Annotated in this window: 22 protein-coding genes; 11 read left to right on the top strand and 11 right to left on the bottom strand. The window is 35.1% G+C overall.

Annotated elements, in window-relative coordinates:
• Positions 1–31: 31 nt before the first annotated feature.
• On the top strand, positions 32–619 hold the full coding sequence (locus tag DN408_RS15110; protein WP_078177946.1) for a thioredoxin family protein: 588 nt from the start codon (positions 32–34) through the stop codon (positions 617–619).
• A 32-nt stretch (positions 620–651) separates the two neighbouring features.
• On the opposite strand, the gene DN408_RS15115 is transcribed toward DN408_RS15110, so the two are convergent.
• Positions 652–1116, bottom strand: a complete 465-nt coding sequence (locus DN408_RS15115; protein WP_002126258.1) for an SRPBCC family protein — start codon at positions 1114–1116, stop codon at positions 652–654.
• Between the two features lie 195 nt (positions 1117–1311).
• Positions 1312–2103 carry a bacitracin resistance undecaprenyl-diphosphatase gene (uppP, locus tag DN408_RS15120; protein ID WP_002011643.1) on the bottom strand — a complete coding sequence of 264 codons (792 nt, stop codon included), beginning with the start codon at positions 2101–2103 and terminating at the stop codon, positions 1312–1314.
• 182 nt (positions 2104–2285) lie between these two features.
• Here uppP and DN408_RS15125 point away from each other — a divergent pair, with 182 nt between their 5' ends.
• From DN408_RS15125 to DN408_RS31470, 3 genes are all read left to right on the top strand, one after another.
• Positions 2286–3644, top strand: coding sequence for an MATE family efflux transporter (locus DN408_RS15125; RefSeq protein ID WP_002126252.1), 1359 nt, complete (start codon positions 2286–2288; stop codon positions 3642–3644).
• A 76-nt stretch (positions 3645–3720) separates the two neighbouring features.
• The gene (locus DN408_RS15130) at positions 3721–3894 is read left to right on the top strand and encodes a hypothetical protein (protein ID WP_000343684.1); all 174 of its coding nucleotides are present in this window, start codon (positions 3721–3723) and stop codon (positions 3892–3894) included.
• An 18-nt stretch (positions 3895–3912) separates the two neighbouring features.
• Entirely contained in the window at positions 3913–4062 is a 150-nt protein-coding gene (locus tag DN408_RS31470) for a hypothetical protein (RefSeq protein WP_000743737.1), read from the top strand.
• A gap of 25 nt (positions 4063–4087) precedes the next feature.
• Here the strand turns inward: DN408_RS31470 and DN408_RS15135 are convergent, their stop codons facing one another.
• Complete coding sequence (locus DN408_RS15135; RefSeq protein ID WP_002126248.1) at positions 4088–4585, bottom strand: hypothetical protein; 498 nt, start codon at positions 4583–4585, stop codon at positions 4088–4090.
• Positions 4586–4697: 112 nt separating this feature from the next.
• On the opposite strand from DN408_RS15135, the gene DN408_RS15140 reads away from it, so the two are divergent.
• Entirely contained in the window at positions 4698–5606 is a 909-nt protein-coding gene (locus tag DN408_RS15140) for an aminoglycoside phosphotransferase family protein (protein WP_002126246.1), read from the top strand.
• Here the strand turns inward: DN408_RS15140 and DN408_RS31475 are convergent.
• From DN408_RS31475 to DN408_RS15155, 5 genes are all read right to left on the bottom strand, one after another.
• On the bottom strand, positions 5603–5764 hold the full coding sequence (locus tag DN408_RS31475; protein ID WP_002126244.1) for a hypothetical protein: 162 nt from the start codon (positions 5762–5764) through the stop codon (positions 5603–5605). The genes DN408_RS15140 and DN408_RS31475 overlap by 4 nt on opposite strands.
• Positions 5765–5860: 96 nt before the next feature.
• Entirely contained in the window at positions 5861–6634 is a 774-nt protein-coding gene (locus DN408_RS15145) for a hypothetical protein (RefSeq protein ID WP_078177947.1), read from the bottom strand.
• Positions 6635–6658: 24 nt separating this feature from the next.
• A complete protein-coding gene (locus DN408_RS15150) occupies positions 6659–7105 on the bottom strand; it encodes a flavodoxin (protein ID WP_050000109.1) in 447 nt (148 codons plus the stop codon).
• On the bottom strand, positions 7098–7262 hold the full coding sequence (locus DN408_RS31480) for a hypothetical protein (RefSeq protein ID WP_002011628.1): 165 nt from the start codon (positions 7260–7262) through the stop codon (positions 7098–7100). Before DN408_RS31480 ends, DN408_RS15150 begins: the two co-directional genes overlap by 8 nt.
• Positions 7263–7485: 223 nt before the next feature.
• Positions 7486–8664: an amidohydrolase gene (locus tag DN408_RS15155; protein WP_002188904.1), complete on the bottom strand. Its 1179-nt coding sequence runs from the start codon at positions 8662–8664 to the stop codon at positions 7486–7488.
• A 359-nt stretch (positions 8665–9023) separates the two neighbouring features.
• Between DN408_RS15155 and DN408_RS15160 the strand changes: the two genes are divergently transcribed.
• From DN408_RS15160 to dltD, 5 genes are all read left to right on the top strand, one after another.
• Positions 9024–9170: a teichoic acid D-Ala incorporation-associated protein DltX gene (locus DN408_RS15160; protein ID WP_002011626.1), complete on the top strand. Its 147-nt coding sequence runs from the start codon at positions 9024–9026 to the stop codon at positions 9168–9170.
• Between the two features lie 12 nt (positions 9171–9182).
• Positions 9183–10697 (top strand): D-alanine--poly(phosphoribitol) ligase subunit DltA, encoded by a 1515-nt coding sequence (gene dltA / locus DN408_RS15165; RefSeq protein ID WP_078177948.1) that lies wholly within the window; start codon positions 9183–9185, stop codon positions 10695–10697.
• Complete coding sequence (gene dltB, locus DN408_RS15170; protein WP_002186338.1) at positions 10694–11860, top strand: D-alanyl-lipoteichoic acid biosynthesis protein DltB; 1167 nt, start codon at positions 10694–10696, stop codon at positions 11858–11860. Before dltA ends, dltB begins: the two co-directional genes overlap by 4 nt.
• A gap of 70 nt (positions 11861–11930) precedes the next feature.
• Positions 11931–12170 (top strand): D-alanine--poly(phosphoribitol) ligase subunit DltC, encoded by a 240-nt coding sequence (dltC, locus tag DN408_RS15175; protein ID WP_002011622.1) that lies wholly within the window; start codon positions 11931–11933, stop codon positions 12168–12170.
• Positions 12167–13342: a D-alanyl-lipoteichoic acid biosynthesis protein DltD gene (gene dltD, locus DN408_RS15180; protein ID WP_002126231.1), complete on the top strand. Its 1176-nt coding sequence runs from the start codon at positions 12167–12169 to the stop codon at positions 13340–13342. The genes dltC and dltD overlap by 4 nt, the downstream gene beginning before the upstream one ends.
• Positions 13343–13359: 17 nt before the next feature.
• Here dltD and DN408_RS15185 read toward each other — a convergent pair whose 3' ends face one another.
• Positions 13360–14496, bottom strand: a complete 1137-nt coding sequence (locus tag DN408_RS15185; RefSeq protein ID WP_002140949.1) for an NAD(P)H-dependent flavin oxidoreductase — start codon at positions 14494–14496, stop codon at positions 13360–13362.
• Positions 14497–14569: 73 nt separating this feature from the next.
• On the opposite strand from DN408_RS15185, the gene DN408_RS15190 reads away from it, so the two are divergent.
• Positions 14570–15490, top strand: a complete 921-nt coding sequence (locus DN408_RS15190; protein WP_002126227.1) for a S66 peptidase family protein — start codon at positions 14570–14572, stop codon at positions 15488–15490.
• 27 nt (positions 15491–15517) lie between these two features.
• Here the strand turns inward: DN408_RS15190 and DN408_RS15195 are convergent, their stop codons facing one another.
• Together DN408_RS15195 and DN408_RS15200 are read right to left on the bottom strand one after the other, a co-directional pair.
• Positions 15518–15916: an SseB family protein gene (locus DN408_RS15195; RefSeq protein WP_002126226.1), complete on the bottom strand. Its 399-nt coding sequence runs from the start codon at positions 15914–15916 to the stop codon at positions 15518–15520.
• Positions 15917–16003: 87 nt separating this feature from the next.
• Positions 16004–16558, bottom strand: coding sequence for a cysteine hydrolase family protein (locus tag DN408_RS15200; RefSeq protein ID WP_002126225.1), 555 nt, complete (start codon positions 16556–16558; stop codon positions 16004–16006).
• Positions 16559–16570: the final 12 nt, after the last annotated feature.

Consider the following 16570-nt stretch of genomic DNA (forward strand, 5'->3'; position numbering starts at 1 on the left):
ATACAAGCTTTTCTATATAAAAATTGGTACAATAAAAATAAATCATACTAAAGAGGTGTTACTTATGAACTTACTACAATGGGCTGATAAAGGCATGTCCTTTGATACATATGTGAATGAAATGGAAGTAAACCAATACGAGCTACTACACATTTACAATAACTTTTTAATTCCAAATGAATTACTTCCAGTTTTAGAAGAACGTCAAAATGATGGCTGGCGCGTTATCGTATTAACAGCTGACTGGTGCGGCGACGCTCTTTTATGTGTACCTGTTATGAAACGAATTTCTGAAGTTGCAAATATTGATATGCGTTTATTAATTCGCGATGAAAACTTAGAGTTAATGGATCAATACTTAACAAACGGAACAGCACGTGCGATTCCAATCTTTATTTTCATTGATAAAGACGGAAATGAACAAGCCGTCTTTGGACCACGCGCTCCAAAAGTACAAGAATTAGTAACTTCAATGCGCGCTACATTACCTGAAAAAGAAGATCCAACATTCGAAGAGAAACAAAAAGAAATGTATGCTAATTTCCGTGCTACATTAGCTGATGATACTTCTCTTTGGGAACATGTAATGGAAAGCATGATTGAGAAAGTAGTAAAATAAAAAACCTGCGGCAGGTTTTTTATTTTACTAAATTATAATCCTTTTTTCTGAGAATATACAGCATCTACGCACGCTGCTAAACGTTCCATTTCACCCATGTATATTCCACGTGTCATCCACCCAGTCAACTTGTACATAATCTTATATAAAAAATTCTTCGGTTCAAATTCTACGATTAAAGTAAGCGATGTACCTTCTTCATCCTCTTCTAACATATAAGTTGCAGCTGTATAACCTTGCTTCATCTCACATCCAACTGAAACGATATACGGTTCATCATACTCTAAAATTTCCGCCTCAAATTCATATATTTTCTTCCCCATCTTTTGCACAGATATATATTTGTCACCTTCACGAGGGTTTTCAACATCTATATTTGAAGGATACCTATTTTCTACCATAAAGGTACTCCATTCTAGTATTTTCTCGTCATTGTGTACATAATCAAATACAACATCAATTGGTGCTGGAATTACTATTTCTATTGCAAAACTCACTAAATTGCTCCTCTCAAATACCCTATCGATTTCCTTAAAATTATTATAACGAAATCATTATGGCATATTTCACATGGTGAAATACAAGTAATTGAAGGTAAAAGTTTCATTTTTCTCTCTCTATAAAAAAATACCCTACAGTGTAGACTTTTTTTTCAAGTGTCTATTCTATAGGGTATTGCTGATATTTTATACTTACATAATGAAGAAATAGAATACCGCAGCTAAAATGAAACGATAGTAAGCGAACGGTGTTAGTTTTACACGAGCTAATAATTTTAAGAATGAAACGATTGCAAGCAACGCAACAACGAATGCTGTAATAAATCCAGTTGCAAATAACGTTATATCAGCCGAGCTTAATATATCCCAGCTTTTAATTAAATCTAAGCCACTTGCAGCTACCATCATTGGTACCGCTAAAATGAACGTATATTCAGCTGCCGCTGTATGCGAAACGCGAGCTAATAAACCACCACTTATTGTTGATCCAGAACGAGAAAATCCTGGCCAAAGTGCTAAACATTGGAACATTCCAATTGTAAATGCTTGCTTATATGTAATTTCATCTAACGTTCTTGCTGTACTTGGTTTTGAAAACTTCTCAGCAACAATCATTAAAATACCACCAACTACTAAGCTAATAACAACCGGTCCTGGACCGAATAAAACTTCTTTAATTGTACTATGGAATAATACACCAAGAATTCCGGCAGGGATCATCCCGATAATAATATGTAATAAATTTAACGATGGCCCATCTGTTACTTTCCCTATTCCAACCAATGACCATAAACGCTTCCAAAATATAACAACAACTGCTAAAATCGATCCCAACTGAATAACAACTTCGAAAACTTTCGCTCTATCGTCTTCAAATCCAATTAAGTGTCCTGTTAAAATCATATGTCCTGTTGATGATACTGGTAGAAACTCTGTTAAACCTTCAACAGCACCCATGATTAATCCAATTAACCAATCAGCCACAATTAGTGCCTCCTTAATAACGCATATGTAATTTTTTCACACCTTATCATAATACCTTATCCCTTTTCAAAGTGCATCCTTTTTTTATTGATTTCATTTGTTGTATACGCTTATTTCTTTTCTATTTTTTGATTAAATTGTATGATAATAAGAGTTTGTTTTTTACGTTGAAAGGGGATTTTATGAAAGAAACTAATTCATTCTCACAAAAGTTAAAGCAATTTTTATTACTCTTTTTCCCGATTTTTGTAACGCAAATGTCATTATTTGCGATGAGCTTTTTTGATACGACAATGTCAGGACATGCGAGTCCTATTGATTTAGCGGGTGTTGCTATCGGAACAAGTATATGGCTTCCCGTTAGTACCGGCTTAACAGGAATTTTAATGGCTACTACTCCTATTGTTGCACAGCTCGTTGGATCAAAGAAAAAGGAGGACGTTCCCCACATTGTCATACAAGCAGTATATTTAGCAATTTGTGCTAGTTTCGTTGTTATCCTTATCGGATTCTTCGCTGTTTCACCTATTTTAAATGGCATGCAATTAGAAGAACCCGTGGAACGTATTGCAGCACAATTTTTAATTATTATCGCGATTGGAATTATCCCTTTATTTACTTACACCGTTTTACGTGGATTTATTGATGCATTAGGGAAAACTCGAACAACGATGATTATTACATTACTATCATTACCAATTAATGTAGTATTAAATTACTTATTAATTTTTGGTCACTTTGGCTTTCCAAAACTCGGTGGTGTTGGTGCGGCAATCGCTTCTGCAGCAACCTATTGGTGTATTTTAATTATTACGGTTATTATTATTCGTACGAAAGAGCCTTTCGCTTCTTTCAATATCTTTAAACAGTTATACCGCCCTTCCTTTACAATCTGGAAGGAATTCCTGAAACTTGGCGTCCCTATCGGATTTGCTATCTTTTTTGAGACGAGTATTTTCGCTGCGGTAACACTTATGATGAGTAATTTTAGTACGACAACAATAGCAGCACATCAAGCAGCTATGAACTTTGCTTCCTTGTTATATATGACTCCTTTAAGTTTAGCAATGGCAATGACGATAGCCGTTGGATTTGAAGTTGGCGCAAAACGATACAATAATGCGAAACAATATGGATTTATCGGAATTGGGTTAGCCCTTGCTTTCGCTCTTTTATATTCAATCCTTCTTTATTTCTTTGATGATGAAATTGCTTCTATTTATACGACAAATGCAAATGTCCATCATTTAGCTAAAGAATTTCTTATATTCGCGATTTTATTTCAAATTTCAGATGCGATTGCAACTCCAGTACAAGGAGCACTTCGTGGTTATAAAGACGTAAATGTTGCCTTAATTATGACATTAATAGCTTATTGGGTAATAGGTCTACCTCTTGGCTACATGTTAGCAACTTATACTGACTGGGCAGCAAAAGGTTATTGGATCGGTCTTATTATCGGTCTAGCATTTGGAGCAATCTTCCTGCTTATCCGTCTCTTTCAAGTACAAAGAAAATATACAACGCAAAGCAGCCGCTAATGATATAGCGGCTGTTTTCTTCATGCATATTTTTTCTTGTAACGTGTAACATAATGAAAAAGAAAGGTGGATACATATGGACGAAAAACAAAAGAAACAATCATTCGATGAAGAGTTCGCCCCTGAAATTTCACCTGGATATCGGCAAGATGTACATAAGCCACCTAAATATAAAAATACTTCTTTTTTAATGGGCATTACCATTTTCGCAGCTGTATTACTCGTGCTCATCATTTTCGTCTATTTTTAAAGAAGGGTGGTCTATTATATGAAGAAACAAGATTCAAATCGTTCAAAAAGAACTGTGAAAACGGAAAAAGGATATGCAGGAGATTCTGTTCATACACTGAAACAAGTTGAGCAAGGAAATTTATACATTGCTCAAAAAGAACTTGGTCAACAAAATGAAAATCTTTAAAGTCCCTCTGCTTCTAGAGGGTTTTTTATTGTACATATTGTTTTTGTTCTAACACCATGAATAAATTATTAACCTTTACAATTTTCATGTCATAATTTAATTTCATTTCACTTCTCTTGCCATTTTCAATACCAGTAACGTACGCTACAGCATGATAGCGAAAACTCTCATCTGTCTCTTCACGTATCTCTTCGTTTGTAAATTTATACTCTAAATCCCGAAAACGGTTTGGGTAATAATTTTCTATTAACTGTTCATACCCTCTACTTACAAATATTTCTTCACCTTTTCGTTTCACATCTTCTTTATTATTAAACTCAAACACTGCTAGTTGCGCTGTCACAAAGTGTTCTCCTATCATTTTCATTTCTTTATCAGTTAAAGTTTCTATACTTTTGTTCTTTAATTCCTTATTTAACTCGTAGCGATCTATCGGTTTAAAGGTGGCAAAAACCTCCTCTTTATATGGCCAAAACAATCCAAAAGCGATACATAGAGAAATGATTAATATTCTTTTCTTCATAATGCACCCCACCCTCCTCCATTAATGATAGTTATATTTTAACATATAGAAAGAAAATTCTGATATCATAAAATGGAATACCCTACCTTTAACTTAGAAACGAGGAACAATTATGGACTCTTACAAACAATATATAAAAGAAGCTCTACCAGATCTTTCTATACATTCATATATACAAAATGAAGAAGGGTGGGATAATATAACGGTTATTATAAATGCCGAACTACTATTTCGTTTCCCACGAAAACTTGAATATGCAAACCGAATTCCGTTAGAAAAAGAACTGTGCACAATTCTTTCTCATTCATTACAAGAAATCGAGATTCCTAAGTATCATTTATTGTATAAGAATGATTGTAATACGGTTCCATTTTGCAGCTATTATCCTCTCATTCATGGTGAACCGTTAACAACTGAACTACTTGCAAAGCTAGAGAAAAAAGAACTTGAAGTAATTATTACACAATTAGCCACTTTCCTTGCGGCTTTACATAGTATTCCTTTAAAACGTACTGAAACGCTAGGGTTCCCTATCGAAAAAACACTTACCTACTGGAAAGAACTACAAACAAAATTAAATCAATATTTTACTAACAATCTTACTTCATTACAGAAATCAGCCTTAAATCGTTTATTCGAAAATTTCTTTACCTGTATAGCTAAATCTACCTTTCAAAATACAATCATCCATGCTGACTTTACACATCACCACATTTTATTTAACAACTTGAACAAAACCATTTCAGGTGTTATCGATTTTGGAGATGCTCAAATTGGCGATCCCGCTTTTGATTTTGCTGGGCTATATTATGATTTCGGTCGTGAGTTTACTACATCTGTATATGAACAATACAGTGCACTTATTTCTCACCGCGATCCATTATTCATTCACCGCATCACTACCTTTTATCAATACAGCCCTTTACTACATAACCTTATTTATAACATTGAAACAAACAACGAAATAACATTAAAGAAGAATGAAGAACAGCTTAAAGCAATACTGCAGGGACGAGATTAAATTCTCTCCCTATACTCTCTCTCCTCATACATCATTAACTTTTTATCCATTTCAACAATAACTTTATACAATTGAAATGCCTGTAAAATTTGCAGTTGAATTCCAAAAGGAGCATTCTGTTCTTTTAACCATTGAAATACTGCCGTTTCATCTTTCATTGATTATTCCTCCCTTTATTAATCTGCTACAAATACACGGTAAATGATGAAAAGCTTTTCATGTCAATAACAAAAAAGGATGCAAAATTGCATCCTTTAATGTACTATATTTTTCTTCTGCTTCGCTTCTTTCTTTACTTCTTCCCTTTGGCATTCACTACGAAACGCACAACTCATACACTCAGAACGAAAATGACGCTCTGTATAGTGCTCAGGTTGCTGCAACATTTCTTTCATTCTAAATAAATCATCCATTCCAGTTATAATATCTTCCTGCTTTGGAATGTACTCATACTTAGTTCCTTCTATTAAATTAATAACTTCAATTTTCCCTGGAAGAATACCGAAAGCTTTATAACTGAATACTGTCATTAGCTTCTGACAAAGAGCAAGCATTTCCTCATCCGCATCGATAACATACTTTTTAATTACAAACGATTCAGTACTCCACTCACCAACTTCAAATGTCAATGACATGTGGACACCTAACTCTTCCATATATGTTTGAAACTTCTCATATAAAAATAACGGCGGTGCCTGACTATCATCCCTTTCAACAAACTGTAATAAGTGATCAGTTAGCTTCGCTAAAACAATATAGTACTCCGCCTTTGAAGCAAACATATTAATCCTTACTTTTTTCCAATACTTTTCTATTAATATTAAAAGTACAATTTTCGTTTGTTGGCCCGCAGGTAGCGTGTAATATTCATTAATAATTTGATTCACAATCATTTGCGCTATTTGTTGCCATTCAAATGAAGAAGGTTCTCTTCTTTTTATATGACGGAAATAAAATTTATGCGGACAACGCATAAAATCATACAAATGGTAATCTGTCATCGTTTTGATTGAGATATTCTCATGCAATTGCTCTTCATCTCCCTTCTGCCATTAAGAAAGGTGTTTTACGAATTCAGCTCCAAACTGTAAACATTTTTCTACCTCTTCATCTTCTGGCGTTAATTCTACTTTCAATCCTTCTAACACAACTGCTGCCCCGCGCTCCTGCAGCTTTTCTATTAAAATATCAACCGCTACCCCGTATTTCGGATAAGCCGAATCACAAGAACCGAATGCAGCTGCTTTTTTACCAGTTAAGTTAATAGAATCCATTGCATCATAAAAATCTAAAAAATCATCAGGAAGATCACCATCTCCCCAAGTATAAGCACCTAAAATAATCCCGTCATATTGCTCTAATATAGAAGCTTCTGGTGTATCCATAATATCAATTACTTCAATCTCATTTTCTGTTTCACGAATCGCACCCGCAATATGGTCAGCCATTTCCTCTGTATTTCCACTCATACTTGCAAAAATCATTACTAACTTACTCAACTGAACCTCTCCTTTTACCTTGTATCTCTTTTTCTGTTTGAAGTGTACTCTTCTCATCTACATATTCAGAACGAATTACATTTCGTTGCCATTCAATATGCTTATCAACATCTTTATTTTTTAATCCCCTTCGTAAAAGGTGAAATGTTTTTCTCATTAAGGTTCCTCATCTGTTTCGTTGATAATAATTATCAATTTCAATTATACCATTAGATTAATTGAAATTGATTATCAAAGTCAATAACTATTTTTTAAAAAATAGTTAAAATGTACAAGCTTGTCCGTTAGCTATTCATATACTATAAATGAGCATAGTTCTTTCTCAGCCCTCTCTGACGGAAGAAATAAAAGCAACTGCAATAGAGTGCAGTTGCCTTTTTTTATGCTTTATCAGTTTCTAGTAGTCTTATAGTTGTCTCTAAAAATAGTTCCACTCCATTAATTAAAGCCGATTCATCCACATCAAATTTCGGATGATGATGTGGATAACAAGTATCAATATTTTTATTCCCTGTTCCTAATTTAATGAAACAACCAGGTGCTTTTCTTAAATACGCTGAAAAATCTTCTCCTCCCATAGAAGGTTCAAGATGCACAATACGCTGATTTCCGAACAATTTTATCGCACTTTTTTCTACTATTTTCGTAATGTACTCATTATTAACAACTGGATCATATCCGTAACGATACGTATATGTATAATCTCCCCCATGTGCTTCTGTAATTCCTTTTACAATTTGCTCAATTTTCTCTTTTGCTTCCTCTCTTAATGTTTGATTAAAAGATCGAACAGTTCCCATTAAAGCTGCTGCACTAGGAATGATATTATCGGCCATCCCCCCATGAAATTGTGTAACTGACACTACTCTATGCATAAAAGCACTTGTATTTCTTGATACGATATGTTGTAAATTTGTAATAATTTGTGCTCCGATAGCAATAGGATCTATCGTTTCTTCTGGTCGTGCCGCGTGACCACCCTTTCCTAAAATTTCAATTGTAAATACGTCTGGTGCTGCCATCATAGGGCCATATACAATTCCTATCTTTCCACTTTCTAATCCAGACATAACGTGCAAACCTACTACATAATCGACGCCGTCCATAACACCGGCCTCCACCATTTCTTGTCCACCACCGGGATACACTTCCTCTGCGTGCTGAAAGAACAGACGGATTTCGCCTGCAAAATCTTCCTTCATATTTGCTATCGTCTCTGCTGCACTTAATAAAATAGCTGCGTGAGCATCATGCCCGCATGCATGCATTATTCCTTTATGCACAGACGTATAAGGTTTCCTTGTTTCCTCTTGGATTGGTAAAGCATCTATATCAGCTCGAATCGCAACTACTTTCCCTTGTTGCCTTCCTCTTTTAATTGCTAGCACACTGTACTGCGTTGGTCTCGTTACTTCAAAAGAAGAAAATGAGCATAATGTTTCATATATAAATTGCGAAGTTTCTTTTTCATGAAACGATAATTCCGGATACTTATGGAAATGCCGTCTCCATTTAATGATATTTTCCTCTGAAATAAAACTCCTCCACTCTCTTTTCATAATAATTACCTCCTTTTAAAAGGCTCTATACCTTGAAAATGTACTAAGTACCCAGTGATTATTAACCCACTCCAATTCAGGAATAACAAAACAAATATAATATTTTCCCGCCTTCTCACAATCCACTTTTATACATTCACACAATCCACTTCCTATTTACATGTCAAACCCATTACAAATTCATGCTGAATGTAATATAATTGCTAAGTTAGGGATTTTCTTTTTTAGTATTTAGTGCTAATATCAGAAAAGAGCCTTTTGACTTATTTTTACCTAAAATGTGGGATTTTGTTTTTTTCACAATAATGTAGGACATGATACCTACAAAGAGCTATTATTTCATTAAGCGAGGGAAAGACATGGAAAGATTAAAAGAGATATGGTCTCAACCACTCACACAATGGGTTGCAAAGACGGTTTATTACCTTGCAATTTTATTTGCATTGCTTTGGTTGTATGGATTCCATGATACAAACACAAGTACATTTATTTACAACGAATTTTAGGGTGGGAACGTTATGAAGTTATTAGAACAAATTGAAAAGTGGGCTGTAGAAACGCCTGATCAAACCGCTTTTGTTTGGCGAGATGCGAAAATTACGTACAAACAATTAAAGGAAGATTCTGATGCGTTAGCACATTGGATTTCTTCTGAGTATCCAGATGATCGTTCACCAATTATGGTTTATGGCCATATGCAACCTGAAATGATTATTAACTTTTTAGGTTGTGTAAAAGCTGGACATGCTTACATTCCTGTAGATTTATCTATCCCAGCTGATCGCGTACAACGTATCGCTGAAAATTCTGGTGCGAAATTACTTTTATCAGGAACTGAAGTAACTGTAACTGATTTACCAGTTCGTATCGTAAGTGAAGACAACTTAAAAGATATTTTCTTTACTCATAAAGGGAACATTCCAAATCCTGAACATGCGGTAAAAGGTGATGAGAACTTCTACATTATTTACACATCAGGAAGTACAGGTAATCCGAAAGGGGTTCAGATTACTTATAACTGTCTTGTTAGCTTTACAAAATGGGCTGTAGAAGATTTCAACTTACAAACAGGGCAAGTATTCTTAAACCAAGCACCTTTCTCATTCGATTTATCTGTAATGGATATTTACCCATCATTAGTAACGGGTGGCACACTATGGGCAATCGATAAAGACATGATTGCACGTCCAAAAGACTTGTTTGCTTCTTTAGAGCAATCGGATATACAAGTATGGACTTCGACACCATCTTTCGCAGAAATGTGTTTAATGGAAGCCTCTTTCTCTGAAAGTATGCTACCAAACATGAAAACATTCTTATTCTGCGGTGAAGTGTTGCCAAATGAAGTAGCTAGAAAATTAATTGAGCGTTTCCCGAAAGCAGCAATTATGAATACGTACGGTCCAACAGAAGCTACTGTTGCTGTAACAGGCATTCACGTTACAGAAGAAGTGCTTGATCAATACAAATCACTTCCAGTTGGCTACTGTAAATCAGACTGCCGCCTTCTTATTATGAAAGAAGATGGTACAATTGCACCTGACGGTGAAAAAGGTGAAATCGTAATTGTCGGTCCAAGCGTAAGCGTTGGCTATTTAGGAAGCCCTGAATTAACAGAAAAAGTATTTACCATGATTGATGGTGAGCGTGCCTATAAAACAGGTGATGCTGGCTATGTAGAAAATGGTCTTCTATTCTATAATGGTCGTCTTGATTTCCAAATTAAGCTTCATGGTTATCGAATGGAATTAGAAGAAATCGAACATCATCTTCGCGCGTGTTCTTACGTAGAAGGTGCAGTTGCTGTTCCAATTAAAAAAGGTGAAAAATATGATTACTTATTAGCGGTTGTTGTTCCTGGAGAGCATTCGTTTGAAAAAGAATTCAAATTAACATCTGCAATCAAAAAAGAACTCAATGAGCGATTACCAAATTACATGATTCCACGTAAATTCATGTATCAATCTTCTATTCCAATGACACCAAATGGAAAGGTAGATCGCAAAAAATTATTGAGTGAGGTTACAGCATGACCGCATATGGATCATTTTATTTTTTCGCTATAGTAGGCATTTTATTAATACCTACTATCATAGCTGGATTAAAAGGTAAAATGTTGCGTAAATATAATGCCGTTTTAACATTAGTAATGCTCGTTATTATCTTCTCTGATAAACCGAAGCAAGCAATCATGTTAGCCGCATTTATTATTTGGCAATATGCCCTTATTAAAGGCTATTTAATGTTAAGAAAACAAAATAATAGTACATTTAGGTTTTATATGGCTGTTATTTTGTCGATTTTACCGCTTGTTTTAGCAAAAATTGCACCGTTTGTACCTGAGCTAAAGTTTGTTGTATTTTTAGGAATGTCCTATGTAACATTTAGAGCAGTACAAATGGTCTTTGAAGTTCGTGATAACTTAATTAAAGAACTTTCCTTCTTTAATTTCTGGGAATTCGTTTTATTCTTCCCAGCTATCTCAACGGGACCTATCGATCGTTACCGCAGATTCCAAAAAGATATTCAAAAGCCACCTAGTGCAGAAGAATATCAAAATTTACTATATACAGGGCTAAACCGTATTTTCCAAGGTTTCTTGTATAAATTTATTATTGCTTACTTAATAAAGCAATATTTTATGGATCCGGCATTCGCTCAGCAAGATACAATCCTATCAAATATGATTTACATGTATAGCTATAGCTTATATTTATTCTTTGACTTTGCTGGTTATAGCTCATTTGTAATTGGTGTAAGTTATATGATGGGAATTAAAACTCCAGAAAACTTTAATAAACCATTCATTAGTCGTAACATTAAAGACTTCTGGAACCGCTGGCATATGAGTTTATCATTCTGGTTCCGTGACTTTATTTACATGCGTTTCGTCTTTTTCGCAACGAAGAAAAAGTTAATTAAAAACCGTTACACAATTTCGTATATCGGTGCATTTTTAAACTTTTTCATCATGGGAATATGGCATATTACTGGTGAGCATGTGTATCAATACATTATTTATGGTCTTTATCACGCTGCCTTGTTTATCTTATTCGATATTTTCGAGCGAAAAAACAAGAAGCATAAGTTTTGGCCAAACAATAAATTTACACACGTCCTTGCGATTGTAATTACGTTCCACGTTGTATGTTTCGGTTTCCTGATCTTCTCTGGACACCTTAACAGATACTTTTAATGCACCCTTCTTATACTATTAAGAAGTTGCACATATATAATATATTTCGGATATAAAGGAGATTTTAAAAATGGCAGAATTCAAAGAGCAAGTATTAGATATTTTAGAAGAAGTATGTGAAAACGATATTGTGAAAGAAAACTTAGATGTTCAATTATTTGAAGAAGGTATTCTTGATTCTTTCGCTGTAGTATCTTTATTAGTAGAATTCCAAGAGCGTTTAGAGATTGAAGTTTCTATTTCTGATTTTGACCGCGATGAGTGGGCTACACCAAATATGGTTATTAAAAAGTTAGAAGAAATCCGATGAACAAAGTGAAATTTGGTCCGATGCTTTTAGCATTGGCCCTTTTTGCTGTATTCTTACTTATTCCTACGCGCTTCCTACTCCCACTTTTAAGTGATGAGAAAGTAGAACAAGCTGCGACTTCTTTAAAAGAAGAAAAGATTCAAAGTATGATTTTACAGCAAAAGATGTTAGCAGACCCGAAATATCTTCCGATGTACGGTTCATCGGAATTCGCACGTATGGATGCTTTCCATCCATCGAATTATTTCAAAGTAAAGCCTGAAGGATTCACACCATTCCTACTTGGGCGCGGTGGAACACAAGACCTTGTACATGTATTAAACTTCACATCTACAATGGATCAATTGAAAGATAAGAAAATGATATTCGTTCTTTCTCCGCAATGGTTTGTACCACAAGGTATTGATGAGACACACTTTGCACCTAACTTTTCAAAACAACAAGGTTACCACTTCATTTTCAACGATGATTTAAAACCTGAAATGAAAAAACAAATTGCAAAACGCTTATTAAACTTTGAGATTGTAAAAAAAGAAACTTTATTAAAAATTTCGCTTGAAGGTATCGCCTACGATGATACAAAGTATAAAGTAAAAGCACTTGCTGCTAAACCTTTCGCTTATATTTATCGTAACATTCTAGATCGTAAAGATTTATTTACAGTTATGTTTAATATTAAGCCGCATAAAGAACAGCTTGATCCATCATTGAAACAAATGAACTGGGAAGAAGCTCGTAAGCATGCTGATCAAACAGGTGCAGTAGAATCAAGCTCTAACGAATATGGTATCGAAGATGATTACTTCAATAGCAAAATTAAGAAGAAATTAAAACAACGTGAAGGTTACTTAAAAAATGATGCTTATGACCAATCACCAGAATATGAAGATTTACAAATTGTACTTGATTTATTAAAACAATCTGGCGCAAAACCGCTCTTCATTTCTGTTCCTGTAAAAGGTCCTTGGTATGATTACGCTGGCTTCCCGAAAGAAAAACGCGAATTATACTACAATAAAGTTCATGAGCAAATTAAGCAAGCTGGCTATCCAATTGCTGATTTCTCAAATCATGAATATGATAAGTACTTCTTAAAAGATCATATGCACTTAGGTTGGAAAGGCTGGGTTTACATCGACGAAGCTATCCAACAATTTTATAAAGCAAACTAACGAAAAGACCGCTTGAATTATTCAAGTGGTCTTTTTTTATATACATCTTGTAATTGTTCAATTACGTTCTCTGCTTCTTTCATGACACGTTTCACTACGTGCTGAGCTGATTCCGTTCGTGCTAATGATGATGCTTGTCCCGCCCAAAGCGACATATACTCTTCCTTATTTTGCTTCGCTGCTTCTTGACGTATTTTTGAAGTTAATACGTTTTGCACTGGATACATCGGTAAATTCTCTTCTCTTCCTTCATGTTTCTCTATAAATTCATTACGAATACCCCGTGCATATTTCCCGGAAAACGCACGGGTTACCGTTGTACTCGTATCTGTACTATGTAAAATCGCCTCTTTATACACGTCATGCGTAATACTTTCTTCACTCGTTAAAAAGGCTGATCCCATTTGAACAGCTTCTGCCCCTAACGCAAATGCCGCAACAAGCCCTTGCCCATTCATTACACCACCTGCTGCAACAATCGGGATATGAGGTACTTCCGCTACTAATTGCGGGATTAATGCAAATGTACCAATCATCGCATCTTGTTCTTTCCCAATAAACGTTCCTCTATGCCCTCCTGCCTCGCTACCTTGCCCGACAATAATATCTACCCCTAACTTAGCAAGTGCTTTCGCTTCCGCTACATGGGTAGCTGTTCCGATAACTTTTATCCCTTCCTTTTTCAAATCATCTATTTCTTCTTTTTCTAACGTTTGAAATGCAAAACTAACGACTGGTACCTTTTCCTCTAATAATACTTGTAATTGTTCTTTATAGCTTTTTGGAAGTTTTAAAGTCTTTTCTTCCTCTATACCTAATTCTCTATTCACTCCACTAAGTAATACTTTCGCCTCGTTTACCTTCTCTTCTTCTATCTGTATCTCTTTCGTTAAAAGTAAATTAACACCGAAAGGCTTATTTGTTAGTTCCCTTATTTTATAAATCGCTTCACGGATTTGTTCTGGGCTCATATACCCTGCTCCAAGCGTACCTAATCCTCCGCTATTACTCACAGCTGCAACAAGTTCTGACGTTGTAATCGCTCCTGCCATACCTGCTTGAATGATCGGATACTTAATTTGTAATATATCTATTACTCGACTTGTAAACATCATTTTCCCTCCTACTTTCCCTATACCTTCTTTATATGACATGCTTTCCCCTTCTTTTACAAGGATTGAACTTTCGCTCAAGCGAATATATTGAAAGAGAAGGAGGCTGAGAACAATGATTTATCCAAATGCTTTGCAAAAAGGTGATACAGTAATGATTATTGCACCGTCTGGCCCACCAACACTTGAGAATATATTAAAAGGTGTGAACGTATTACAAGAGATGGGATTATCCGTAATAATTGGAAAGAGTGTTTATGAAAAATATGGATATTTAGCTGGAAGTGATCAAGTTCGTCTTGATGATATACATGAAGCATTTACAAATACTGAGGTCAAAGCAGTCTTTTGTGCACGAGGTGGTTACGGCAGCGCTCGTCTCCTCCCTTACATTCAATATGAAATCATTCAACGGAATCCAAAGATTTTTTGGGGATATAGTGATATTACGGCTTTACATACTGCCTTTTCACGTTATGCGGAGCTGGTTACTTTTCATGGTCCAATGATTGAAGAATTAGGAAAAGGTATAGATTCTCTCTCTTTATCTTCTTTCAATCAACTATTCCATCCGTATTCATCTATCTTATATGCATCAGAATGTATCGTACCTACCTCTCCATGTACAGTTACAGGCACATTAGTTGGAGGGAATTTAACTGTGTTAACAAGTATAATTGGCTCGCCCTATGAGATAAATACGTCAAATAAACTTTTATTGCTTGAAGATATTGGTGAAGAACCGTACCGCATTGACCGGATGTTAAATCAACTACTTTTATCTGGACAGTTTAATGAATGCAGCGGCGTTATTTTTACAAGTTGTCACGACTGCAACCCATCTAAGCCATCTCAATCATTGCAAACAATATTATATGAATATTTCAAGCCATATAATATACCTGTGTTATTCGGTTTACCGATTGGACATATAAGTCCAAATATCGGTATTCCCCTCGGAGCTACAGCAACAATAAATACAACTAACAAAACTGTTTCTATTTCTTCTGGTATAGCCACTCCATGTTCAAATTAAAAAGGAAAAGCTGCTAAGCTTTTCCTTTTACTTATAATAATTAAAGATTCGTCCTGATGCTATCTCTGCAATTTCTTCTGGAATAAATGTTTTACTCATATCTGTTCCAACATTTAATACAGCTGTCGCATCTTTCTCGATGCTACCCAATAATTCTTTTCCACGTATCGTAATAAGGGGTGTACCTTCTGGCAACACATCTTTTACAAATTTCAATTGTGTAAAGAACGGAACGATCCATCTACCCTCTCCTTGGAAATGACGCAAACGAAGTGTTCCTTCCGTTGCCCCGTCTTCTGCTTCAAGTGAACCAGCAACATAAAACTCCGTTGATAAGAGCAATTCATAAAATTCCTTTTGCTTTTGTTTATCATCTCCTGCTAAAACGAGTACTTCTTCTATTTTCTTTACTGGAATTTGCTCCATATGATGCCACCCCTATTTTCAAAATGATTATACTTAGATTATACGAAATATTCTTATTTTTTTCTACATAATTCCACAATTATTTTCTTAAAATAATTTTAAAACACCTTCAGTCGTAACGATTTTGGCAAATTCATCATGTAAGTTTACAAGTGTCATATTGTGAATGTCCTCTGCACTATACTCTGTCCCGTCCAGACCTTTACGATTGAATGTAGCCGTCGCATCGCTCACTAAATACGTTGTAAGCCCTAAATTACCTGCCATCCGTGTTGTAGTCTCCACACAATGATTTGTTGTTAATCCTACAATCACTACCGTATTACAATTTTGTTCTCTTAATTGTTCTTCCAAATTTGTCCCAATGAACGCGCTATTAACGGATTTCTGGATAATTATTTCATCTGGCATTGGTTGCACTTCTTCTTTAAAGTTTACCGTTTCCGCATGTTGATAAAACATCGATTGAACATTTTCTTTATTTACATGTTGAATATGAAAAACTGGTAGTTTTCTTTTTCTCCATTCTTCTAACAAACTTTTCATATTTTCTTCCGCCAAAAGGTTATTCCTCACGCCCCAGTATGGTAAGTTGAATGCTTCCTGTACATCAATGATTATAAGTGCTGCTTGATTAAGCATAATATCCTCCTA

It is taken from the genome of Bacillus sp. AR13-1 (genome assembly GCF_008042285.1).
Classification (GTDB): domain Bacteria; phylum Bacillota; class Bacilli; order Bacillales; family Bacillaceae_G; genus Bacillus_A; species Bacillus_A mycoides.

Excerpts from the sequence above, each read along its gene's own strand:
- DN408_RS15125 (WP_002126252.1), top strand. The coding sequence starts at position 2,286 with ATGAAAGAAACTAATTCATTCTCACAAAAGTTAAAGCAATTTTTATTA.
- DN408_RS15130 (WP_000343684.1), top strand. The coding sequence starts at position 3,721 with ATGGACGAAAAACAAAAGAAACAATCATTCGATGAAGAGTTCGCCCCT.
- DN408_RS31470 (WP_000743737.1), top strand. The coding sequence starts at position 3,913 with ATGAAGAAACAAGATTCAAATCGTTCAAAAAGAACTGTGAAAACGGAA.
- DN408_RS15135 (WP_002126248.1), bottom strand. The coding sequence starts at position 4,585 with ATGAAGAAAAGAATATTAATCATTTCTCTATGTATCGCTTTTGGATTG.
- DN408_RS15140 (WP_002126246.1), top strand. The coding sequence starts at position 4,698 with ATGGACTCTTACAAACAATATATAAAAGAAGCTCTACCAGATCTTTCT.
- DN408_RS31475 (WP_002126244.1), bottom strand. The coding sequence starts at position 5,764 with ATGAAAGATGAAACGGCAGTATTTCAATGGTTAAAAGAACAGAATGCT.
- DN408_RS31480 (WP_002011628.1), bottom strand. The coding sequence starts at position 7,262 with ATGAGAAAAACATTTCACCTTTTACGAAGGGGATTAAAAAATAAAGAT.
- DN408_RS15155 (WP_002188904.1), bottom strand. The coding sequence starts at position 8,664 with ATGAAAAGAGAGTGGAGGAGTTTTATTTCAGAGGAAAATATCATTAAA.
- DN408_RS15160 (WP_002011626.1), top strand. The coding sequence starts at position 9,024 with ATGGAAAGATTAAAAGAGATATGGTCTCAACCACTCACACAATGGGTT.
- dltA (WP_078177948.1), top strand. The coding sequence starts at position 9,183 with ATGAAGTTATTAGAACAAATTGAAAAGTGGGCTGTAGAAACGCCTGAT.
- dltB (WP_002186338.1), top strand. The coding sequence starts at position 10,694 with ATGACCGCATATGGATCATTTTATTTTTTCGCTATAGTAGGCATTTTA.
- dltC (WP_002011622.1), top strand. The coding sequence starts at position 11,931 with ATGGCAGAATTCAAAGAGCAAGTATTAGATATTTTAGAAGAAGTATGT.
- dltD (WP_002126231.1), top strand. The coding sequence starts at position 12,167 with ATGAACAAAGTGAAATTTGGTCCGATGCTTTTAGCATTGGCCCTTTTT.
- DN408_RS15185 (WP_002140949.1), bottom strand. The coding sequence starts at position 14,496 with ATGTCATATAAAGAAGGTATAGGGAAAGTAGGAGGGAAAATGATGTTT.
- DN408_RS15190 (WP_002126227.1), top strand. The coding sequence starts at position 14,570 with ATGATTTATCCAAATGCTTTGCAAAAAGGTGATACAGTAATGATTATT.
- DN408_RS15195 (WP_002126226.1), bottom strand. The coding sequence starts at position 15,916 with ATGGAGCAAATTCCAGTAAAGAAAATAGAAGAAGTACTCGTTTTAGCA.
- DN408_RS15200 (WP_002126225.1), bottom strand. The coding sequence starts at position 16,558 with ATGCTTAATCAAGCAGCACTTATAATCATTGATGTACAGGAAGCATTC.